Source organism: Vibrio sp. TRT 1302 (genome assembly GCF_050113875.1).
Classification (GTDB): domain Bacteria; phylum Pseudomonadota; class Gammaproteobacteria; order Enterobacterales; family Vibrionaceae; genus Vibrio.
On the sequence record NZ_JBNJOF010000004.1, the window covers coordinates 237,342 to 261,125 of the forward strand.

9 protein-coding genes are annotated in these 23,784 nt (G+C 45.2%); 3 read left to right on the forward strand and 6 right to left on the reverse strand.

The features are described 5' to 3' along the window. Window positions 1-17 precede the first annotated feature (17 nt). Window positions 18-806, forward strand: coding sequence for a PhzF family phenazine biosynthesis protein (locus tag ACQEXP_RS08190; protein WP_269374930.1), 789 nt, complete (start codon window positions 18-20; stop codon window positions 804-806). 152 nt (window positions 807-958) lie between these two features. Continuing rightward, window positions 959-1,576 carry an esterase/lipase family protein gene (locus ACQEXP_RS08195; RefSeq protein WP_426969347.1) on the forward strand — a complete coding sequence of 206 codons (618 nt, stop codon included), beginning with the start codon at window positions 959-961 and terminating at the stop codon, window positions 1,574-1,576. Between the two features lie 33 nt (window positions 1,577-1,609). Here the strand turns inward: ACQEXP_RS08195 and ACQEXP_RS08200 are convergent, their stop codons facing one another. Continuing rightward, complete coding sequence (locus ACQEXP_RS08200; RefSeq protein WP_426969349.1) at window positions 1,610-4,360, reverse strand: M16 family metallopeptidase; 2,751 nt, start codon at window positions 4,358-4,360, stop codon at window positions 1,610-1,612. Between the two features lie 165 nt (window positions 4,361-4,525). On the opposite strand from ACQEXP_RS08200, the gene ACQEXP_RS08205 reads away from it, so the two are divergent. Further along, window positions 4,526-4,867: an ArsR/SmtB family transcription factor gene (locus ACQEXP_RS08205; protein WP_426969351.1), complete on the forward strand. Its 342-nt coding sequence runs from the start codon at window positions 4,526-4,528 to the stop codon at window positions 4,865-4,867. Between the two features lie 59 nt (window positions 4,868-4,926). Here the strand turns inward: ACQEXP_RS08205 and ACQEXP_RS08210 are convergent, their stop codons facing one another. The 5 genes from ACQEXP_RS08210 to ACQEXP_RS08230 form a co-directional block, all read right to left on the reverse strand. Next, entirely contained in the window at window positions 4,927-6,969 is a 2,043-nt protein-coding gene (locus ACQEXP_RS08210; protein WP_426969353.1) for an EAL domain-containing protein, read from the reverse strand. A gap of 244 nt (window positions 6,970-7,213) precedes the next feature. Then, on the reverse strand, window positions 7,214-8,074 hold the full coding sequence (locus ACQEXP_RS08215) for a mechanosensitive ion channel family protein (RefSeq protein WP_426969355.1): 861 nt from the start codon (window positions 8,072-8,074) through the stop codon (window positions 7,214-7,216). Between the two features lie 72 nt (window positions 8,075-8,146). Then, window positions 8,147-9,037: an OmpA family protein gene (locus tag ACQEXP_RS08220; protein WP_269375435.1), complete on the reverse strand. Its 891-nt coding sequence runs from the start codon at window positions 9,035-9,037 to the stop codon at window positions 8,147-8,149. A 15-nt stretch (window positions 9,038-9,052) separates the two neighbouring features. Beyond that, window positions 9,053-12,586 (reverse strand): hypothetical protein, encoded by a 3,534-nt coding sequence (locus ACQEXP_RS08225; RefSeq protein ID WP_426969356.1) that lies wholly within the window; start codon window positions 12,584-12,586, stop codon window positions 9,053-9,055. A gap of 46 nt (window positions 12,587-12,632) precedes the next feature. Then, a complete protein-coding gene (locus ACQEXP_RS08230) occupies window positions 12,633-23,642 on the reverse strand; it encodes a DUF11 domain-containing protein (protein WP_426969358.1) in 11,010 nt (3,669 codons plus the stop codon). Window positions 23,643-23,784 lie beyond the last annotated feature (142 nt).

Consider the following 23,784-nt stretch of genomic DNA (forward strand, 5'->3'; position numbering starts at 1 on the left):
GACAATAAGGAGTACTGATGGAGTATGAAATTTTTGTATGTGATGCTTTCACGCAAACACAATACAGTGGGAATCCGGCTGCCGTGGTTCCCGTTAGTGAATGGCCAGATGCAGAGCTAATGCAGAAAATCGCCTCTGAGAATAATCTTTCTGAAACTGCCTTCACTAAGCAAATTGCACAAGACCACTACGAAATTCGTTGGTTTTCTCCACTATGTGAAGTGGATTTTTGTGGCCACGCTACACTCGCTACAGCCTATGTTTTATTTAATCATTTTGATGCAGGTGAAATCCTGCGTTTCGAAACAGCCTCAGTCGGGCAGCTCGTCGTCGATCGTGATCTGACAGGTCGTATCTGCATGGCTTTTCCTCTACTCACGCCTAGCGCAGAAGACATCCCTTCACAGCTTCTTGAAGGGCTATCGATCGCCCCCATAGAGATCCTACGTAGTCAACAAGCTTACTTCGCGATCTATGATAATGAACAAGACGTCATTAATCTCAAAACCAATAGTCACTACCTAAAGCAATTAGCTCCCTACGATGTGGTCGCAACCGCTCCCGGAGATGAGTACGATTTTGTTTCCCGCTATTTCTGGCCTGCCAATGGAGGAGATGAAGATCCCGTTACTGGTTCCATCCATGCTGGATTAGCACCGCTTTGGGCTGAACGATTGGGAAAACATAACCTCAAAGCTTACCAAGCATCTAAACGAGGGGGGATCTTATACTGCCATGTGGAAAATGATCGAGTCATTGTGTCAGGTTATGCAGTCCTTTACTCTCACGGAAAGATCTTCTCGTAGTATTCCGACCTATGGCGGCTAATGCGCAATTAGCTGCCAGTATTTATCTCCACGTCTAACCCCACATACTTACACAATCTGATATTTTTTTAGGTGCTTTTCTTTGTCGAAAATGGTTAGATTATCTAGCACATCTCGTCACAGGGAGTTCTATGAAAATCATAATCTTACATGGCCTGTATATGCATGGTATGGTCATGCAGCCCTTGAGTCACCGCTTACGTGATTTAGGCTATCGCACCAAAATTCTCTCTTACAACACTGTTGCGATTGACGAGAATAAAGTCTTTAACGCTATTGATAATGCCCTTTCAACGCAAATGCCCAATATTCTGGTCGGGCACAGTCTAGGTGGACTTATCATTAAGCACTACCTACAAGCTCGCCAACTTGATGAACAGCAGGTATCACATGTCGTCACCATTGGCTCTCCGATGCAAGGCGCATCCATAGTAACTCGCATTCAAGAACTAGGGATGAGTGCCATCCTCGGAAACTCACCATCATTTGGGTTGGCACAACACGAAGGGACGTGGAATCAACCACAAAAACTGGGATGCATTGCCGGAACATTACCACTTGGCGCGCGATCATTACTGATGATGGATAATAAAATGATGTCTGATGGAACGGTCACCGTCGAAGAGACCAAAATAGAAGGTATGACCGACCATGTTGAGATTCGCAGCAGTCATACCAGCCTAATCTACACCTCATTGGTTCCGCAGCAAATTCATCATTTCATTGAGAACAATGTGTTTATCCATTAAAAAAAGCAGCGATGACTCGCTGCTTTTCTGTGACTAGGGTTTCGGTGTTAAAGTGTACTTAGTCTTGATACTCTCTTCACCGAAGGCTTGGCTAACCCTCTGTTCAAACTCTTGCTTAGTAATAGACTTCGTCATCGCATCAACATCGGTCAATGCCTCTATCCCATAGCCGTGGATCAGATAACGGGTATAGAACCATAGTCTTTGCACCGGGTCATTATCTAGGGGTTGTAACGCTACAGACAACTGCTTCGCCACCAGTTCTAAGTCTTGCTGGCTGATTCCCTGCACCATGTCATGTATCACTTTATCCACCGCTTGATCGATCTTTTCGATATCTTTCGGCGCGACCTGAGCCTCAATAAACCAATCGGTACTTGGTTCCCTGTCTTGAGACACGCTGTATGCATCTGGTGCATAATCGAGGCTGAGCTCTTCCCGAACATAGCTGGTCAGTTGCTTCGACAGCTGACGTTGAATCATGTCATCAATAAATGCCGTGCGTACACTACTCGCAACCGTATTAGGGTTGGTTGCTCGCAACAGATAGAAACTGTTTTGCTCATTATTTAACGGCAAATCAATACGCGGCTTTGGTTGCAGTTGATAGCCAGCAACATAAGAGCTTTGTGGCGCTTCCTGAAGAGGAATAGAACCGATGAAATGAGTCAGCAGTGGCTCTAGCTCCTCTGCTTGAATATCACCAATCACCACCAGCTTGTTATTGCGATTAAAGTCATAGAGCTGCTCATAGACTTTCTGCACTTCAACGTCAGTCACCATTGCGAGCTGAGGAGCTGTGATCATACGATGGCGACTATCCGGTAAGTAAGAGTTACCGTTGATCGATTTATTCCACTGACCAACGGGGGTCTCTAAGTATGACTTGAGTTCCTCTAGTCTTTCTCTAGCAACGGTTTCTACCTGACGCTTGTCTACTTTCGCGTTGGTCACAATGTTGAACATGACATTAAACGCATCAGCAAGTTTTGCTCTCGGTGACGCTATCTCGATACCATGATGACTGAACCCAATGAATGGATAGACTTCAATCGTGTTGCGACCAAGGTAAGCATCAAACTGGGAGCCAGTAAACTCACCAACCCCACTGCGTGAGATCGCAGCCACGGCTAACTCTGACGCCGCGTATAAACTCGGATCAAGTGCCGCAGTGCCGCCTTCACTAGCGTAAATAAACTGAACGTTGTCACCGGCATTGGAGTCTTGTTCAAACCACACCTCAACCCCATTGGATAGAGTCCAAACGGTAAAGCCCGTATCTGTGATTTGTTTATTTGCAACTGTACCGCTTGATTGAGGCTGAGCCAATTCTGATACCGCTGTCGCTAAAGCGAGAGGTTTAACTCCCGGTTGCTTCACTTGCTTACGCAGTTCTGGCAACTGTTTTTCAAGTGCAGGAATCGCAGCAGTGTCATCAGCTCCAAGCACAATAGCAAAGTCCTGCGACAGCAAATCCTTCAGTGTCTTATTGATCTGCTCAATCGAAGCTAGCTGGATAAACTCATCTAAGCTTTGCTTATAGTCCTGCTTTGACTGAGTCGACTCACCGAGTGAAATGACATTAACCATTTGACTAGCGAAGTCGACTGGAGACTGTTGCTGCCAATTATGATCAACATTAGTCGCAAGTTGGTTAAACGAAGCCATTACCCTTTCGACTTCTTGTGCACTGACACCGTGGTCTCGCAGTGATGCGATAGTTTGGCTAAATAACGCCTGTGCTTGTTCTCTGTCCGGTGCCGAGAAACTCACTGAAAGCAACGCATAGCGTCGTTCATTCAGGTAATAAGGCGACGAGTAGAGACTTTGTAAGGGTGCCGCCTGCTCGGTGAACTTAGCATCGAGGCGATTCCAAACTAGCTGTAAAGCAACTTCATCCAGCCACTGTTCATGCAGTTGACCACGATGACGGATACTTGCTGGACCACGCTCAACCAATAGGCTCATGCTTGGCGCATCAAATTCGCCAACCTCAGCGGTGAAGTCACGCAATACGATCTCTGTATGTTGCTTGTTTTGTAGTTTAGCGCTCGACGTTTGCTGCCAAGGACCAAAGTACTTATCCAACAATGCTTTGGCTTGTTGCGGATCAATATCACCTGTCAGGATGATTTCAGTAGACTGAGGCTGATACCAAGTCTGGTAAAAGGCTCGGATCGACTCTGGTGTTGCACCGTCGACTGACTGCTGATTTCCAACTGGGTCGATGTTATCCAGTTGAGTTCCCTTGACAAGAAAATCGTAATACTTACCTTCCAGCGATTTATGCTCTGGGCTCGAACGGCGAATCTCACCTTGAATAACGCCTTTCTCTTTCTCTACTTCATTTGGAGAAAGCGACAAACCATCCGCAATGTCTCGCATCCACATCACCGCGGTTTCGATCTCTCTATTGTCAGGTAGGTCAAGTTCATACACCGTCTCATAGTAAGAGGTATAAGCGTTCATATCGGCGCCAAACGTTAAACCTGTCTTTTCGAACAGTTTAACAATGTCATTGGTGCTGAAGTTTTTCGAACCATTGAACGCCATGTGTTCCAAAAAGTGCGCGTAGCCTTTTTGTTGATCAGTCTCTTGTGCAGAACCCGCATGGACAAACATGCGAATCGACACAGACTCATCATCCATCGGGTACAAGTGGAAACGAACACCGTTTTCTAGCTGTCCGCTTGTCCATTGAGGATCTTGTTGTATTGGGACCTCAACTTTAGGTTGACTACAACCTACAAGCAAAAGTGCTAGAGCAAAAAATATTATTCTCATAGCCATACTTCATTGTTATTAAAATCAGCCCAAATATATCCTAAGCAAATGGAAATATTAAATAATTCCATCTCAATAATGTAATATTCTGAATGAGTTGCAGATTTGAGATAAGGTGCGTATTATCAATCGCAATTCGACGATTAACTATTTGAGTGTGTCCAGATGCCTAATTCATGCAGTCAAGTCAATGCGCAAGCTTTCAAATCTACTGAACAAGAGCTGGCACAAGAACTCAAACTCGCCGCACAAGCAAAGGCACTCTCCCACCCAGCACGCGTAAGAATAGTGAAGATTCTACTAAATCTCGAAAAGCTGGGCGGATGTCTGAATAGTGATTTGGTGTCTGAGCTTGGTTTGGCACAATCCACCGTGTCTGAACACTTACGCATCCTGAAGCAGGCAAATTTCATCACAGCTCAATCTATCCCACCCAAAGTTTGCTATCGCGTCAATAAGGCAGAGCTAGGGCAGTTTTCTGGTCTGTTCGGTATGGTATTTAGTTAACGGTTACGATGGAATTCGCATAAAAATGAAAGGAGCCATAAGGGCTCCTTTTATAGACGCTAACATCCGTGATTGCAGATCACCACTTGCTGGCAAACTTGTTCAAACGACATTGGCTGGTAGAAATAGTACCCCTGAATGAGCGCGATCCCTTGTTGAGTGACAAAATCCAACTCCTCTTGTGTTTCTACACCTTCGACGACAATTTCTGCTCCAGTAATACGCACGAGCTCACTGGTTAGACGGAACATCTCTCGACCGTTTTTGTGCTTTAAGTTCATGACTAATGAACGGTCAATTTTCACCTTATCAAATTCATACTTGCATAAGTGACCAATAGAGGAATAACCCGAACCAAAGTCATCAAGCGCGATTTTAATGCCTTTCTCTCTCAACTGTGTGAAAACACTCCAAGTTCGCTGCTCATCTTGAATCAGCAGTTCCTCAGTGATCTCCAGTTCAATTTGCTCATAGCTCAAGGTGCTATTATCGATTAGTTCAATAACAATTTCAGCGAAATTAGGCACAAGAAACGTTTCTGGAGAGACGTTAATCGAAATCTTGAATGTCTTATTGGATGCCAGCGGTGCAACCTCTTGTAACGCTCTTCGGATAACCCATAGATCTAACTCTGAGGTCAGTCCCAGAGTGGCGAAATTGGCGAGAAAAGTCGGTGGCGTTATCGTGCCATCTTTGCTTCGGTGTCGAATCAACGCCTCAAGAGAAGAGACACAGTGTTTGCTATTGTCGATCTGTGGTTGATAGAACAAAACAAATTCGCCATCGTGTTGCAAATCACTAATCTGCTTTTGTGCCAGAAGGTTACCACTCATATGAGGCAGTAAACCTATCACACCACGGCTATTTCCCACTTCTTCATAGTTGAAAAACTCATCCGATGAACCCTTTGAGAACACCGCATGACTGCCCAACACTCGATCCATCTGCTTAAAAAATGGCAGATAAATCATCATGCCGATGATTATGATGACAAATTGTAGGAGAGCACCACTGATGCTGCCATCCGTCGCCAGATAGCCACTAAACAAGGTTGGCGTCATCCAGCTTACAAATTGCGACACCGGAGCGACCAACCCAATCCATGTCGCGGTGTAAGCGACTAAAATAGCCACCAATGGTGTGATCAAAAACGGAATGATCAGAACGGGATTAAATATCACAGGCAAGCCAAATAACACAGGCTCATTGATATTAAAAATACTCAGAATTAACGTCGCGCCTGCTAACGTGCGATAGCCTTTGTTTTTTGTGAACAACAGCATACATAACACTAAGCTAAGCGTATTACCCGCCCCACCAATTCCCGCATAGATATCGTAGAAACTGCTGGTCAGTATAGGCAGTTCCTCTCCCATGATTTGATACATAGTGAAGCTATCTACTGAGAGTTGATACAATTCTTGTTTGTAACCCGCGAGTAAGACGTGGCCGTTAATACCTATTGTCCACAACAGATTTCGGACTAACTCATACCATAGACCACCAAGTAATGAGTCAACACCCATGGTAGGAACTAGCTCCTTCACACAGGACATTGAATAAAAAGCACCACCAAGGTAATGCCCCAGTGAAACATAGAGGGTCACAATCAAAATCGTGCCGAATATCAAGTTGATCGACTGATCGACGACGTTAGGTAAGTCAGACTCCATATAGACTCTTCGTCGGGTCAAATGCTTTACCGTAAAAGCCACGAGCAGAGGCGTCATGATCGCCATCGGGTAGTTGTCCGGTAGAATCGAACCGGTATGAAGTAATCCCCACTCATTAGATAGGATGACGTAGATCAGCAGCGAAGGCGTAATAACGTTGGTACGGGAGATGTTATATAAACGCGCTAAAAATAATGAATAGTAAATTAGCAGCAGTATTGGAAAGAGCTTCCACACAAGTTTGCTAATAAACACCAGATAGTTTGCTTGGGATTGAAAACCAAGCTCCGCCAGGCTACTACCAATGAGCATAGCAAAGGCGGAAAGCAGCGATACCGGCAGCAACATCACAAAAACATTACATAAGCCGTTAAGATAAGCGTTTTCAGAAAATCGGGTGAAAACGCGATAGATAAAAGAGGTGTTCATTAAGGAAATTAATAGCCAATAGATTAAAGAATTTACGCACTTGGTGCGCATCCATTGCCTAACGCAGCATTTTCCTTAATGAAATTTTTTGTATCCGTAAAAGGCTCCGAATAGACTACCGAGCTCATATAGGCAATTGCGCGCACCATACTCCATTTTTCGACAAAACTCGAACTAGGTTATCTATCGCCACGACAACCAATTGCAATTAAACCAGTCACATAACCAGTAAGGCTTACGCTATTTAGTCCGATTCCTTAGCGTTTTTATTGCAAGGAAAACGTTGTTCATAAAGCGCCATAAAATCTGCTCTAATCTCTTGTTCCAGATGCGTCGCCTTATCCGTTGGGCAGAAAAGCATAAAGTGGACGATCTGCTCACCCGTACTGCCACTATTGATATGAATATGCGGCTCAGAGCCTGGCAGATCAACGCCTGCGTGCTTTTCGATCATCGAGTTATAACGTTTGGCAACTTCGCTAAAGTAGTGAATACGTTCATCAATCTTAGCCAAGATATCAGGGACAAGAGGGAACAGATTCACAAAATCTGGTACGACGATCGAGAAGTCATGGTAGACATAGCGCTTCATAAAATTGAGGTTTTTCACCGGATAGGTAAAGAACATACTGTTAGGTAAGGTCGCTGTTTTACCTGTGTAGTGATACTGACCATGATAGAGGTCAATCTCTTGAATCACAGTCGCCATCATGTTGTGTTCAATTACCTCACCACAGATCTTACCCACTTCTATCCAATCACCAATACGAAATGAACGCGAACTGGCTCGTTGAATTGACCCAGTAAAGCAGAGAATGATCTCTTTAGATGCCACAACTATCGCAACAGCAATTGCGGTGACTGAGAGCGCAAATTCATTGATTTCCGACTGCCAGAGTATAAACAGCAACATGACCAGTACAATGAATGACCCGTTTTTCGTACGTGACATCCAGTTACGCTGTTTCTCTGTAACAAAGGCGACCTCACCACGTATCCGTGACAATATTAGCCGACGACCCAGTGAGATCATCACAATGATCAACACGGTAAACATCAATTTGTGAGTTAGAAGAAAATCGATGACTGCTTGTACTTTCTCCACGCTCTGCTCCTGCTTGGTAATTGTTAAAAAGGGGCAATGAGCCCCTTTAGATAGTTGGTTTTATTGAATGAGTTACTTGGGTAACTCACCCTCTTTGAATACGACAAACGCACGTCTATTCAGAGCATTGGCATCTAGGTTCTGCTCTTGAGTGACTGGATTCAACTCACCAAAAGACTTAACTTCCCATACAAATTGGCTTGGGTCTAGCTTAGTCTGCAAATATTGCATGACCGATTCCGCTCTGCGCTGCGCGAGCTGCTCATTGTAACTGATTGAACCTTGATAGTCGGTATGTCCTGCAATCAATACTCGCCCATTTAAGCCAGTTAAATTGCTCGCAAACTCATCCAATGAGATTTTATCCGCTGGATTCAGCTGCGCCTTGTCAAAGTCAAAATGCGAGGTCATGGCGACAAAGACTTTGCGCTCTGGTTCTGGAGGCTGACAAAACGCATTTTCTTGCTGGGTTTGCGTCTGTTCAAACACAATATACGCACGACGGTTTTCGGCATTCGCTTGCTTTGTCGTCCCCTCAACCAGTGGCTTAGACTCGCCGTAGTACTTCACTTCCCAATCGTAGCGAGAAGGGTCTAGTTGAGTTTGCATGTAAGCTTTTACCGCTTCAGCTCGACGCAGTGACAGTTTAACGTTGTAATCATCCGAGCCTTGGTAATCCGTATGACCGACAATCGCAATCTGACCATGCAGTTTACCTATGCTTGAGATCAGTTGGTCGATTGATGCTTTATCCTGTTGTTTCAACTCTGATTTGTCGAAATCAAAATGGGAGGCCATGGCAATTCGTATGTCTCGCTCTGGCACGATACATTCACGAATCAAGAACTTCTCTACCTGCGGATCACCAAATTTGTCGATGTTTTCTTTACTTACATAGGTATCGGTAGAACACGCGGCCAAACCCATTACCATACCTACAACAAAGAGCGTGTTGAGTTTCATTGTCATGCTAATCCTTTATAACTTACCAACAAGGTTGATAAAGACACCCTTGGCATTGTAGTCATCATCGTTGGCTAGGTTACTGTCAAAGCCAGAGAAGTTATAGCCAATACCCACTTTAAAGTTGTCAGAAAGATGTTTGTTCACTGAAATAAGTGCACCGTGCTCAAGTTCATCATTGAGCGTATCGGTTTTCCAGTGATATTCACCCGTCACATCCCACTCTTTTATGACATGGTAGGACGCGCTTAGACCATAAAGGTTGATGTTGCTTTCGACCGTTTCTACGCTCCCAGAAGCACGCTCAAAATCCTCTTTCTTATCTTTGTGCGCGTATTTAGCACCGACATCGACTTTGGCGTTTACCGAGTAGATACCTTCCACTTCGATGATATGTGACTCTTCATTGCTGTAATCGACATCACGATCGAGATTATCTTTGTCAGCAATATACGTATAGCGGCTAAGCAGGTTCAATCGATCATTATAGATAGGACGATACGCTAGACCACCCGTTGCTTCAACGAAACGCTCTAGTGTTTCATCGGTCTCTTTACTGATCGATTTCGAGTAGTTGAACTTGCCGAACAAGGTATATTCTTCGGTTAAGTTCTGAGTGTATCGGTTAGTAGTAACAAACTGATCCACCCTACGCTTATTGACATCGACATTTTCGTTGCCTTTATCGACACGGTACTCAATCTTATGCTTGAGGTTAACATCGTCAATATCCATATTGGCGGTGAACGTCACCGCTTTACGTTCCGTGATTTCGAGTTTGGTCGGATCGACTTCGTTTTTCTTCTCAATCTCACCCTGCTGATAACCGATACCAAAATCAATGTCGTCACTCATATCGTAACCAAAGCCAAAGGAGTCAATCTGCCCTTTGCCGTTGTTCTCATTAACAAACTGATTTTCCTGATAGAAATCGACATTGGATGTCAAATCAGCACGCTGCCCTACGACAACGTTATTTTGCCCTTCGTAGTTATCGTCCGTATAAGTTACATAGGTGGTGTAGTTCTCTGTGATGTCGTAACTTGCTGTTGCCTCCGTCGCATCACCGCGATCACCTGTGGTGTATTCCGCTCCCAATGAGAGATCATCAAACACTCGGAACTCGGCTCCCACAGAGACACTGTCGTTATCGTCATACTGAGCCGTCTTATCTACCGTAGACTGGCCTTTAATATAGACGCTGTTGTCACTGTCCCAGATATAGTCAGCTCTTAAGCCCGCTAGGGTACCCTTACCCTTTACGTTCTCACGATTCAGCTCGTCGACTTGTTTTGCTGCTGCCGAAACTTTAACGTGATCGGTCAGCTTAAACTGAGCTTCAAGTTCAGCCTGCTGAGTATCGGTTTGCTTAGTACCGTCGAGCTCTGTCTCTTCGATCGAGGTATAGCGCGTCGCAAAGCTCAGTCTATCGGAAGCTTGTAAACGTAACTCGGTTCCGTATGACAATTGCTCCAAATCATCACTTTGGCTGGCATAGCTGTAACCCGCATCTTTCGATTTGTACCAAGCCTTAACATCGTTCCCCACTGCACCAAAAATGTTCGGAGCAATGTCGTATAAGCTTGCAACACCTTTAACCTGTATCGAGTCACCTTTACGCTCATCAAAATCTTCACCCACTGGGGTAAAGGTTAAACCACCATCAAAGGAGACAAAGTTTGAGTCCGTCTGACGGCCCTCGCTGTGTGCCCATTCCGCTTTGATGTATGTCCCTTCTGTTGCGCGTAGCGTCAGATCTGTTCCCGAAGCTTGATAGTTCTGACCATCTCGCTCTTCAGTTGCGTAGTTGACTCCAATACCAATGTAGTCGTTTACCCAGCCCTTAGCGCGACCACCGTAAGTCAATGAATCCTTAACGTCGGAGCCTCTTGGCACGTATTCATAATCGACCGCAAGGTAGTTTTCAAAACCGTCTGTTGGTGTGTCATCAATAACGCTACCAAAACTATCTGAAATGATATTGTTCAGAGGTCGCATCAAGATGATTCGGCCCTGATATGGGTCGATTTCATAATCTCGGCCTGATTGAAGTGGTACTTCTCGCTCTGATATACCCGAGTCCTTATTGACGACTTTGACGTAGACTTTGTCACTGCCTGGAACTAACTCACCATGACGTAGGAAGTAAAGTGAACCCCCTGTACCGAGGAATTCATCATGAGCAAAAGAGGAGTCTGCTGACGCAGCAAAGCCAACAATGTTGAGTCTATCTTCACCATACTTAGTGGTAGAACGGGTACGATAATCTCCTTTAAAACCATACAAGCTACGGTTGTAGTCATTGTTATCGGTGCCAGTCAGTCCAGTGTTGTAGTTACCCCACAATACCCGAGACTTATCGTACTCAAGGTCGAAGTAGACTTTACCTTTAGTGTTCACCACCTTGTGGATGTTGGCTCCATCGCCGTAATCACCATAGTAAAGTTCATCATCGTCTTCGAGAATGTCGAATACAGACGAGTCTTCCGCTGCAAATGGATGCTTGAAGATGTCTTTGATCTGCCCATCTTTGCTATCAAAGTGCGTGGTTAAACGTAACTTATCGCCGAATTTACCCTGACTGAAGTAGGCAATACGTCCTTGGTTGTATACATCATCCTGATATTGGTCATTGACCCCCAATGCTCCGGTATCACCCGTTACACGGTTTTTACCAATATACATATCGGCCAAACCTGCCTGTGCATAGTAGGTATCTGGAATACGCACGTACAACTGATAACGACGCTCATCACCATTGTCAAAGATGACCTTAGTTGGAAAAATATAGGCGTCAGCAGGCAAGAACTGCTCGGCGTATAGCTCCCCATCTTCAACTTCGAATTCATCTTCTCCAATCACCACTTTATCGACACCTTTAAGCCCGGTACCAATAAACTTAGCCAAACCAGAATTGGTCGGGATGTTGTGTCGCATTAGCTGCGCACGACCAAAACTTCGCGCCAATTGCTCTTCGCTCTGATTACGATCGATATCCACCTCAGAATCTGGACGCACTAGGTCAATCACACCAATAGTAGTGATGTCCATGTTGCCGTCTTTATCCCAAGCTTTGAACCTGAATTGCAGTTGGTTGCCAACTTCGAATGCATAATCAGTGTCGGTCGAGCCATCCCAACTAATATCAATATCGTTCGCAACCTCAGTACCTTCGATGACCTTAATCGGCTGAGATAGGCTGCGGTCTTGACCACGAAAAATCTCTATTTGATAACGTTGCATGTAGTAGCTGTAGTTTGAGCTGACGGTAAAGTTAACCTTGTCAGATAACTGTCCCTCTTGGACTTCTAGCTCATCACTCACACTTACATCAAGTACTGGTTCAAAACGCGTAATATCTCGGCTAGCCCAAATAGCACCCTCTTCGAGATAGATGCGTGAGCTGTCTTCCTGTTGATGAACTTCGACCTCAATACCCGTGGTATCTGTATCGATTTTTTCCAACTGACTGGTATCTTTTGCCACTGCCATAATGGGAATGGCAGCCATAATACTCACTGCCAAACGAGTCATTTTGAATTTATTCATAATTGTTCCGCCAATCGCGTCTGTTTGTCGTTATAGTTATTCACGATTACTCTTTGTCCTCTACCGAGACACTGAAGTTAAACTTCGTCAGTTTGTTGGGAGAGATCCGTTGTACTCTTGGGTTTTCGCTGATGACTTTCATGCCTGTCGGCAATGAATCGGTATCAACCTTGACCAAGAAGTTCTTACCTTTTTTATCTAGAACCCACTGATCAGGTACATGGTAGCGACCGTACTGATCGGTTTCTATCACAATACCTTCTACTGTGAGTAGTCTTACACCAGGGATTCCATCCTCATAGATCCCTTTGTTTTCTATGACGATTTCCCACAAGTAGTGATCACCATCTTTGTATAGATTTCTGGTTACATCGAGATTTTCAGCAGATAACCCCTGTTGCTTATCTCCAACATGGTTCGAACTGATGTTGCCCTCTCGATCAAACACTAGGCGCGTTCCAGACTCAGTAATGACGCTAAAGCTGAATCCTTCTTTGGTCTTCGTTTCAAGCTGGAAACTCACCTTGTTGCTCGATGGTAAGGTACGGTTTTTAGACATCCCGTATAGCTCGTCTATCTCATAACCAGCCACTAATGCCGAATCAAACTGCTTTGACTGTTGTTTCGATTCGACCGCATGCGCATAGTTATGCTTAAATTCGCCAGCCTGATTAACCTTCACACCATAGACATTACCCGTATGCTCACCTCTTGTATGGCTACGGTCTTTAAGATGATGCTCTTTGCCATCACGAATCATCACAGTGGTGTTGGCGATATAATCTCTATCACTGACGTTCGCAGACAACTGTACTTCAAATGCGGTGGCATCAGCTTGGAAACCATCTTTGTTATGATCTTCAAACACTTTACCTATGATAGAAGCCGTGTCGAATACCTTATCTGGCATAACTTCAACCGTCGCGGTGGCTGTGTTTGATTTCTCTTCCAATGCGCCCGTCACCTGACCTTCAGGTGGCGCCATTGCCACTGCTGAGTTGACGTACTTGCCGAATGTTGCGCCAACAGTCACACGCAGTAGGTAACGAATACGTACTTGCTCAGTGATGGTCTTGTCAGCACCGCCATAAGCCAACATATCACCCACATTAAAGGTCAGCGTGCTCGTGACAGCGGGATCATCCGTGTTAATGACATCATCATTGGTATCAAACTGACCATCAGGACCGCTATTGGTAATCTCTGTGGAGCCTGGAACATAAGCGAAGCCTGATGGGTAACGATCCACTAGCTTAACGTTCTTAAATTCTGATTCGTTGTTGTTGATGATGGTCACTTCATACTCAACAACGTCGCCCACCTGCGCATCTGTATTCAGCGCTTCTTTGGTCACCAGCAACTCACCTTCATTGTCAGCAAACTTCTTGACGTGAATAGTGACATCATCCGATGCAGAAATGCCGGTCGCGGGGTCAGTGACAGTAAAGGTATTGGTGATGTTGTCATCCAAGCCTTTGTTCAATTCACCGGTAATCTTAATCACATAGCCATTACCCATGTAAGGCAACAGATCAAGTGAAAGCGCCCCGTCGGGAAGCATCAGGTCTTTATCGGTAAACTCGCCTTTCTTCTGACCACTTGGCCACTCTTCAATCGTTCCTTTCCAAGTAGTAAATAAGGCATTGCCGTTCGCCCCCACCAGCTTAGTGATTTCATCCACCATTTGCGCACCAGAAATGGTCGCAGAGCCTTCATTGCTCACACGAAGAATGTAAGTCAGCTCTGAATCATCATTGGTGTACTCAGCGTTCTCACCTTTATCTGTGGTTTTGTCGATAGCAAAGCTTACAGCTTGAGGCGTGATCATTGCACTGACAGTTTCAACCGACACATTTCGTGTTGACGGCGTTGTTGATTGAGACTCGTCGATCTTATGAGTTGTGTTGATTATTTCACCCATAGCACGAGCATCTGTGGTACCCGTGATCGCGATTTCAACCGTGTCACCTGGGGCAATATCACCCGAGATATCAATGTCATCATTGGCAGCCAATGTACCCACATTAATGTTGGTTCTAGGATCGGTGCTTGTCGCAGTGATGTCCCAATCGGTAAAGGCATTAACAACTTCACGATCACCGCTGGTGACGTCCGGTTTAGTTGGAACTTTCATCCGAGAAATCGCATTTCTCAGCACGATATCGTTGGCAAAACCTTTACTGTCGTTAAATAGCGTGATGCGGAATGTCGCAGCTTGACCCGCCGTATAGATTGGGTTGTCCGCTGATTCAGTGATCACGACGTTATCTGGTTCAGGGATTAGGCTTGCAACGGCAGTCGAACGCTGTGGGCGACCACTGCTGTTGATTACCATCGATGCTTTGTTATCAATCTGTCCGTTAGCAAACTCATTCACTGTGCCTTTAATCACGAGCTCAAGGGTGTCGTTTGGCGCGAGATTGACGACCGCATCCACCTGTTTATTGTCTCCGCTAGGATCTGGGGAAATCGTCGTCAGCTCGTTGCCTTTGTTAACTTCAATATTCCAACTAGAAAACGCAGCTTCTTTTGCCCCATTCACGGTATCCACTACCATTGAATCAAGGAGATCTTTCAGTTGAATGCCAGCTACAAAGGCCTCGTTCTGGTTAGCAATAATGACGCGGAAGACAGACTCTTTACCCGGTTCATAAGCCATTTCTGTCTCAGTTCCAGTTTCACCAACGTATTTTTCCAATGTCAGAGATACTGGGCGGTGCTTGATGATCGCCTCTGCATTTAACGTTGGCTGACCAGAAAACTCCACACTCACCTGGTTGATAATATCAGTCGTGGCATAACGGTTGACCGTACCATTTATCGTAAAGGTCACCGTGCTATTCGGTGCAATGTCCGCAATAGTATCGATATCAGGATTGTTGCCACTAGGCACAGACGTCAGTGATGAAGTGACATCACTCAACTGTGTAGTAACCGTCCATGATTCAAATGCCGTGCCGTTCGAACCATCAACCAAGGTGACCAAAACATCGTTCATGATGTCTTTGATGATCACATCATTGGCGAAACCTTCTCCACCATTGGTGATGGTTACGACAAACTGTGCGCTCTGCCCGGCCTGATAGAATTCTTGGTCAGCGGTTTTCGTCACCGATATATCTGCTGGCTTAGGCTTAATCGTGGCACTCGGCTCAAAATTTTTGCCATCGTATGTCACCTTAGCGGTGTTGACGATATCACCTATCGCTTTGGCATCGACTTCGCCTTGAATCGTAAACGTAATCGTATCATTCGGCGCTAAGTCAATCGTCGCATTAATATCGCTGTTCCAAGCGTAACTGCTTTTATCCACCGATGTCATTGGATCGTTAGCGGAGTAACTCACTGTCCAGCGACTAAATGCTTGTCGGTCAACGCCATCGGCTGTCGATACCATGACCGCAGAAATCAAATCTTCCAGCACTATATCATTGGCAAAGGCAGCATCCTTATTGACGATTTTGATTTCAAAACCGTTAACCGTTCCCGGAGTATAAAGAGGATCGAGCGGCTCTTTTGTTACGTCAATCGTCGGAATCAGTGGCGTACTGATCGCTTCATCTTCAAGCGTCTTACCATCGTATTCAAGCTGAACGACGTTTCGCACTTCGCCAATGATTTCAGGCTTGAGTTGCCCTTTGATCGTAATCGTCACAATGTCTTGCGGCGCAATATCAATGGTGTTGTCGATATAGTTACCCGACAGTGCTGGCAAACTGGTGTTTCCATTGGAAGACACGGCGCTAATTTCAATCGTTGCTGGGTCAAATACTGAGATCGTACTGCCGTAGATCGTTTCCGCACTGATACGATCAACTAAGTCCGTAACCTTAACATCGGTCGCCCATACTCGCTGTGTATTGGTCAACACTAGCGTATAAGTCAGGGTATCTTGCGCCTGATAAACACTCTTATCGACGGTTTTCGACACGGTTACTTCCGCATCCATCGGCAAATAAGTTGCCGTATCGTTAGCCGCGTCGACGTCATCAGCGGTGACACTCACTTGGTTAGTAATGGCCCCGATCACATTGCTATTAACAGTACCTTCAAGATGAAGCTGAATCTGAGATCCGGGTGCGAGATTGAAGTCACCACTAAACCCATCCGGCGCATCAAAAGCCGACTGGTTAATCACAAATGTTTTGCTTGCCGAAGGATCTACGATGGTGATCGAACTGGTCGCACTATCCCATGAGTTGAACACTCGACCTGGCAATAAACTGTCCACGACATCCGCTCGGATACTTGATGCGATATCTTCAACATGAAGATTTTGCAGATAACCCGCGCCAGTATTCTCAATCACAATATCAAAGCCAATCGAATCACCGGGTGCATAAAGCGCTGGAGATAGTGAAGCTTGTTTCGTGACGGTCAGTGCACCTTGCTGAGGATAGATAAAATGCTGCTGTAAATCGTACTGTTTGTTATTGACGTATAATGTGTTACCAAACTTACCAATCGCATCGTCTCTGACTTGACCCACCACTTCGATTTTAAGCACGGTCGGCTCGGTACCGGCTGCACCTAACTTGACGACGGCATCAATATCGCCGCTGGTCTGAATGGTGCTCGCATCATTGTGCGCAGCGCTGATATTCGACACAAACGTTGCGTTAGTCGTCCAAGATTTAAGTGCTGTCTGCATTGAACCATCAGCGGTCAGCACCGTAAATTTCGAAATCTCATCTTGAACACGTACATCTGCATTCGAATCAGCTCGGTTGGCAACGTACATGGTATAACGTACTTCACCACCTGGCGTGTAACTTGGAGTATCCGTCGACTTGGCCGCGATAATATCGGCGTCACCTTGGCCAAGTACGATTGAGTTCGAGTCCTGACTGTCAACTTTCGCAATGTTCGTGATGGTGCCTGTCGCATCGGAATCGACTATACCCAGCAGACCAAACACCACTTTATCGCCTGGCATGAGATCGAAAGTGGCATCAAGTGGCTTGTTGCCTGAGTAGTTACCAGAAATAAAGAAACGATCGCTACTAGGCTGTTCAATGATGGTGGTCGAAAGTCCACTGAATGCTTTTGCACCAGTCGATGTACTAATGGCATTTAGCTTATCGATAATCGCAACGTCATTGGCAATACCTTCACCACGGTTTTCAACAGTAATGGTGTAACTTACCTGACCGCCTGGGTTGTATTCACAACCGCTGCCGCTGTTCGATGGGAAGCTACAACTGCTGCCATCCGCAGTGGTATTGGTAACCAGTTTTTCGAACACGAGATCCGGAGCCACTGGAGGTATCTCGGGGGTTGCTACTTCATTATTGCCGCCCGTTGCTTGGTTCGCGTCAATGGTACCCAGTGCGTCTGGTCTAATAGTGCCCTTGATCAAGAACTGAATCTCTTCTCTTGGTGCAATATCTACGACGATGTCGAGATCACCTGTTTTGTCATACGGTGGTAGATAGGTATCGATGTCACCATCGATACCTGTAGAAATCGTATGCGTGATTTCAGTGTCCAACAATGCTTGGGTAACATTGCCACCGAGCACTTCAACGGTAATGTTCGACAGTAGGTCACGCAGTACAGCATTGTCACGCCACACTGGCGTCGTATTGGTGACAGTAAACTGATAAATAACTTCTTCGCCCGGTTTATATGTATCGCCGTTCGAATAAGGTCTACCACCAATAGATACAATCTCTTTGCTGACATCTAGGCTCGATGTTTCTGGTTTGATTTGCGACTTACCAAACCCAGTACCATTGTATTTAGGCTGAATGGTCACCGCAGTCATTGCATCATCGCGGATCTGGGACTCCATCTTAATGTCAATCCAACCATTGGCGGCAATCGACAGCTTAGGAATATCAATATCCACATCGGTGCCACCTACAAATGAACCAATATCGGTCGTCACTTCATCAGATTTTGCAACCGATACAAGCCAAGTTGCTGGCTGGTACACCACGCCCTGTTGGTTGTCTGGTTGACCTGCGGCAATCTGAGCGAGCTTTGATTTCAGCTTGCTAAACTCTTCACTCAGATTCGCATTGTACTCAGTACCCTTACCTTTGTTTTCAAGACGCAGACGGTAAACCACTTTCTGCCCATCAACAGTATGGTTGTAGGTTCCCTTTTGCGTGGCATAACTAGAATCCGTGTAGGATTTATGCAGTTTTTCAACATTGGCTGGCAGCATATCTACCCTCTCTGACGGGAGATTATGCTTACCATCAACCTTAGCAATATTTTGGATAGATCCGACCGCTTTGTCCGACACATGCGCCTTAATCGTGTACTTAACGAAGGTACCTGATGGATCGAAACTGCTGGCAGCAAGGTCAAACTCCGTATCTATATTGGCATTGTTAGCCACAGACCCCGCGTTTGACAGCGATGAACCATCGACGTCGGTAATGATCGTCCAACTGGTAAATGCTGGACCTGTTGTGCCATCGAAATATTCGGTTGAGATGCCCTGAATATCATCAAAGATGGCAATGTCTTGTAAGTGAACATTGTTTTTGTTTTTGAGCAGGATCTGATACTCGATGTAACCACCAGGTGTGTATCCACCCGACAGCTCAGTGCTACCGTCAACATCGTAGATTTTGGTCACATGCTTTTCAAAGTCATACTTCTCCGTGTCGGCTTTCGACTCAGCACTCACTGTGTCACCGTCGACCTTGAGCAAGTTGACAATATTACCTACCGCATTGGCATTCACTTTAGCACGAACAACGTACTCAACCGTTTCACCAGCCGGAATAGAAGCATGTGTATTTATATCTTGGTTATTTGCAATGGTTTTATCGAGATCGACTTCAGCATGCGGATTGCCACCAACAACCTTAGGTTCTATCGTCCAACCGTCAGGAAAGGCAACGCCTTCGCTACCATCAAGCAAACTCACTTTGATGGTCGAAAGTGTATCGACAACAGGAATATTGTATGCACCGCCCTTACCATCATTTTTGATCGTGAGATGGTAAGTCAGCTCAGCACCTGGTTGATAGTTTTTCTGCTCGACTGTTTTGGTAAACGCTAGATGGTAGTCGTACGGTTCAACCGTAATTCCACCAATAGTGATATCCCCAACGGCATCGTCACGTACTACACCTTCGACGGTATAGAGGACATAATCTCCACCGGCAACGTCTATGGTTGTCGTGATGTTTTCATTGTCTTTAACCACACCATCTAGGGTGCCGTCCGTTGTGCCATCGCCACCATCGCTGTCTTCTTTTTCTACCGCTACAGAGAAGGTGTCATTAAACGGGTTAGCATTCGTTCCATCTAAAAGCAGAACGCTTACTCCTTTAATGTTTTCAGCCACACGGTGGTTATTGAAATATCCACGATCAGAACTGACTTTTATTTTATAAGTCAGCGTATCACCTGGTGCATAAAACGCACTCTTCTTACCATTGACCAATAGTTCACGAGTCGTTGTGCCACCACTGTCCACTCGCTCCATTTCATGGTGCGACACATGCGACTCTTCCGAGACTTGTTTGTAGTCACGGAAGATGTACGCGTTGTTGGCAATGATAGGCTCTAATATGCCTGCTGAATCACGAGAACCAATCACGTTGTCTTTGACTCGAGCTTTAATCTTAACAGTGCGCGTCTCGCCGGCGGCTAGAGAAAACGAACTGCTAACACTGCCTGGAGGATAGACTAGGTCTTCTGTAGTTTGACCTTGCCAACCGGCACCGTCACCATAATCAAACTCCCAGTATTCAAATGGAGATTGGTCTTCATAGTCTTCAAACTGATTGTTCTTCTTATTGGCAAGTACCGACTTAATTTCCTTAATTGGATCAACAAGTTTCAGGTTGTCTGCCGTGTTATCACTGTTGTTCTGTAAATAGATAAAGTAGGTCACATCCTGTCCTGGCGTGAAGCGAGTCACGTCGGCAGTCTTGAGGATAGACACGTTCAGTTTTGCGTCGCCACTGTCACCAATTTCGGCGGTTGCAGATTGGTCAAGATTATTGACTGGATCGTGGATCTCTACCGTGTTAGAAATTTCATCTTTGCGGTAGTCATTTTTGACTAAACCGCGAATTTTATAGGTAACAAAACCCATCCCCTGAACCGTTTGAGGATCAATATCAATACGGGTATCTATGTTACCGTTGTCTGGATATTTCGACTTCACATCAGGGTAACTACCTGTTTTAAAAGGAGAGTTATTCTTATCTGTGATAGCTTGTATTGTCCATTCCGAAAACGCGTTCATACCCGCGATATCATCAGTGACTCGCACTTCATTGGCGTAACCTGCACCACGGTTATAAACCGTAACATCAAACTCTACCCACTGCCCCGGAACAAACTCATTCTCTTTGGTAGTTTTGACTACAACAACATTGGGCGCTTTTGGATAAACCACAGCAGCATCTTGCATCCCTGATTGCGAGTCTGAGTCTGGAGTCTCAACTACGGCACTGTTGTCTATACGCTTATAGATAATTTCGTCACCGTTGCTGCGATCGATCTGAGCAGTAATGGTGTAAATAACCTCAACGTTTGGCGCAATCTGGGCGACGGTATCAAGATCTTTGTTATCTTCAAAAGTCCCAACCTTGGTGAAAGTACTATTGCCGTTTAGCAGTGGATCATCCGAAATAATCTCTGCACTGATCGTCCAAGAAGAGAAGACCTTTTTCGAAACATTGTCTGGTTCAAGCAGGCCAGCTTCAATCGTCGAAATGCTATCTTTGATTTTTACATTAGTGGCATAACCATTCCCTTTCGCATTAATAACACGCAGACGATAGGTGATCTGGTTTTCCATTTTGGAATAGCTTGTTTGATCGGTGTGGAAGTTCGCATCGTTGTTTGTTTTCACTTCTTTGATCAGATTAATAGTGAAATCTCGAGGATCCGAACCTCGGTCAGCATAGACGGAATCATCCACTGTCACGCTATTCTGAATATGACCATTCGCCAATGGATTGGTCTTAGCTTCAATGGTGTAAATGATGTAACCGTGCGGCTCAATCGTTGCTTTTACATCCAGAATGTCAGGACTGCTAATACTACCACTGATGCCTGTGTCTGATGCTGTTGATGGTGAACCGTTTTCTTTATACGCTTGTGCGGTAATAGTCCAGCTATCGAAAGCCGTAATCGTATTGCCAAAGATGTCGACAGTTTCTAGCTTATCGATGGCATCCATAACATGCACTTGGTCTGCAAAACCATCGCCGTCATTATCAACACGAATAGTGTAAGTTAGCGTATCACCTGAAGAGTAGTAACGTGAGTCAACATCTTTACTTGCACGAAGGTTATCCTCAGGCATCTGTACACCCGAACCTTCTTCTGTCACGTTATCACTACACGCAGGGTTATCATCGAGAATCAGACCCACGCTCGAATCATTAACTTCAGCAGTAAGCTTGTAAGTCACGAACTTACCAGGTGCGATATCTGGTGACACTGTCACTGGAGAACTGGTCCACGAACCATAGCTATATTGGCCATGATCGGTACCTTGATTATCTTCTGCGCTAACAGGTTCCAGCTTCCAACGCTTGAAAGCCTGCCCCTGACCTGCACCAGCAGCCATATCTGTGGTAACACAAGTTAAGTCATCGACGATTTGTAAATCGTTAGCGAAATATTTTGACGAAGAGTTGGAAACTTTAATCTCATATTCAACGGTATTACCCGGGATATACTCAGATTCTTTGGTTGTTTTAACGATCTTAATTTCAGAGTCAGAAACATTGAGCGTTCGCTCTGCACCAAATATATTGCTGATTTGGGAATCTTGCTCAAGAGCACCATCAGCATTGAATATTGCCGCATTAGCCCCTTTTATCTCACCGATCGCGACGGGTGAAATACTCGCTTTAATCTGATAAGTGATGCTTTCATTTGGGTAGATAGAAACTTGGTCATCAAAATCGACATCTGATTGAGATCCAAGGTCTTTATACTTGGAAAGAGAATTGCCACCAATATCGGTCACCTCAACACTCCACTGAGCGAATGGATTACCAGATAAGTCGCTGCTATTGTGCTCAGGTTGTAAATTGTTACCTAAACCTAAGTCAGTGATAAGTTGTTTGATATTGTGTTTAACATGATAACCATAAGCAATGCCTTGACCACTGTTGCTAACTTCAACAGTAAAGACACGCTCTGAACTAACCAGATATGGAGATGCATTATTTAGTGTATGTTCAATACTAACGATGGGCTGCGCTGGAGGGGTGATTCGCTCATCACTTTCAATATTGCCCTCTTTGGTATGCGCTGTTGCTGAAGTGACAATATCGCCAACAAGATCGTTGGCTACCGTCGTTGTAACGGTATAGGTCAGCTTACCACCTACCGCAATCTTTGCGTCTGTAACCGCTAGATCACCGCTCGTAGCAAAAGTACCAAGTTCACTGCCACTACCGGTTGCCTTACCACTAATGGTGACACTACTAAACGGAGATGAAGTTGCTCCGTTGGTATGCTCGACAGCCAGTGAATCGAACGCTTGGTTGATATCAAGGCCTTGAACTCGATAGCTGCCTGTGTTGGTCACTGTGAGGGTATAAGTTAGTGAATCACCAACGAGGTACTCATCTTTATCTGCCGAAAGAGCCAGTTCATATTGGTAAGGAACTGGGTTAAAAACACTCGCTACACTCGGTACAAACACGTCTGCGTTACCATCGCCATCAACGTCTGCTCTAACCGTGGTTTTGCCCAGTTCTATTTGACCAATCGCATCATCACTCACTTTGGCTTGGATGAGATAATCGTTGCTACCGAATGGGAATAGCTTTGCATCAGATACCGACAGATTCGAATCACTGCTGGTAAACGAACCAGGGTTTGACCCCCAACTATTTGAAGCCGTTATTGTGACTGAACTAAACGCTTTACCACGGCCCGACTCGGTGTCGGTCTGTGTATCCCACACAAGGTCTTCCACTTCTACGTCACGGAATGTTTTCGCAGTCGTGTTTTTTACGGTGACATGATAATCAATCACCTGACCATTTTCGTATGTCGAACTTGCAGGTGTAACAACAACTTCTATATCTGCCGCAAAGGCTTGTATAGAGAACACTGCAAATAACACTGTGATAAAAGAATACAGTTTTGAAGGAATCTGGTTTAGCAAAACGGTTTCATCCCATTGTCTAATTACTGCTATCGCGATTGTTTTATGTTTTTGATTAGCAGCGGTTGAGCAAGCTACGCATTATTGT

Excerpts from the sequence above, each read along its gene's own strand:
- ACQEXP_RS08210 (WP_426969353.1), bottom strand. The coding sequence starts at position 6,969 with ATGAACACCTCTTTTATCTATCGCGTTTTCACCCGATTTTCTGAAAAC.
- ACQEXP_RS08205 (WP_426969351.1), top strand. The coding sequence starts at position 4,526 with ATGCCTAATTCATGCAGTCAAGTCAATGCGCAAGCTTTCAAATCTACT.
- ACQEXP_RS08195 (WP_426969347.1), top strand. The coding sequence starts at position 959 with ATGAAAATCATAATCTTACATGGCCTGTATATGCATGGTATGGTCATG.
- ACQEXP_RS08225 (WP_426969356.1), bottom strand. The coding sequence starts at position 12,586 with ATGAATAAATTCAAAATGACTCGTTTGGCAGTGAGTATTATGGCTGCC.
- ACQEXP_RS08220 (WP_269375435.1), bottom strand. The coding sequence starts at position 9,037 with ATGAAACTCAACACGCTCTTTGTTGTAGGTATGGTAATGGGTTTGGCC.
- ACQEXP_RS08200 (WP_426969349.1), bottom strand. The coding sequence starts at position 4,360 with ATGAGAATAATATTTTTTGCTCTAGCACTTTTGCTTGTAGGTTGTAGT.
- ACQEXP_RS08190 (WP_269374930.1), top strand. The coding sequence starts at position 18 with ATGGAGTATGAAATTTTTGTATGTGATGCTTTCACGCAAACACAATAC.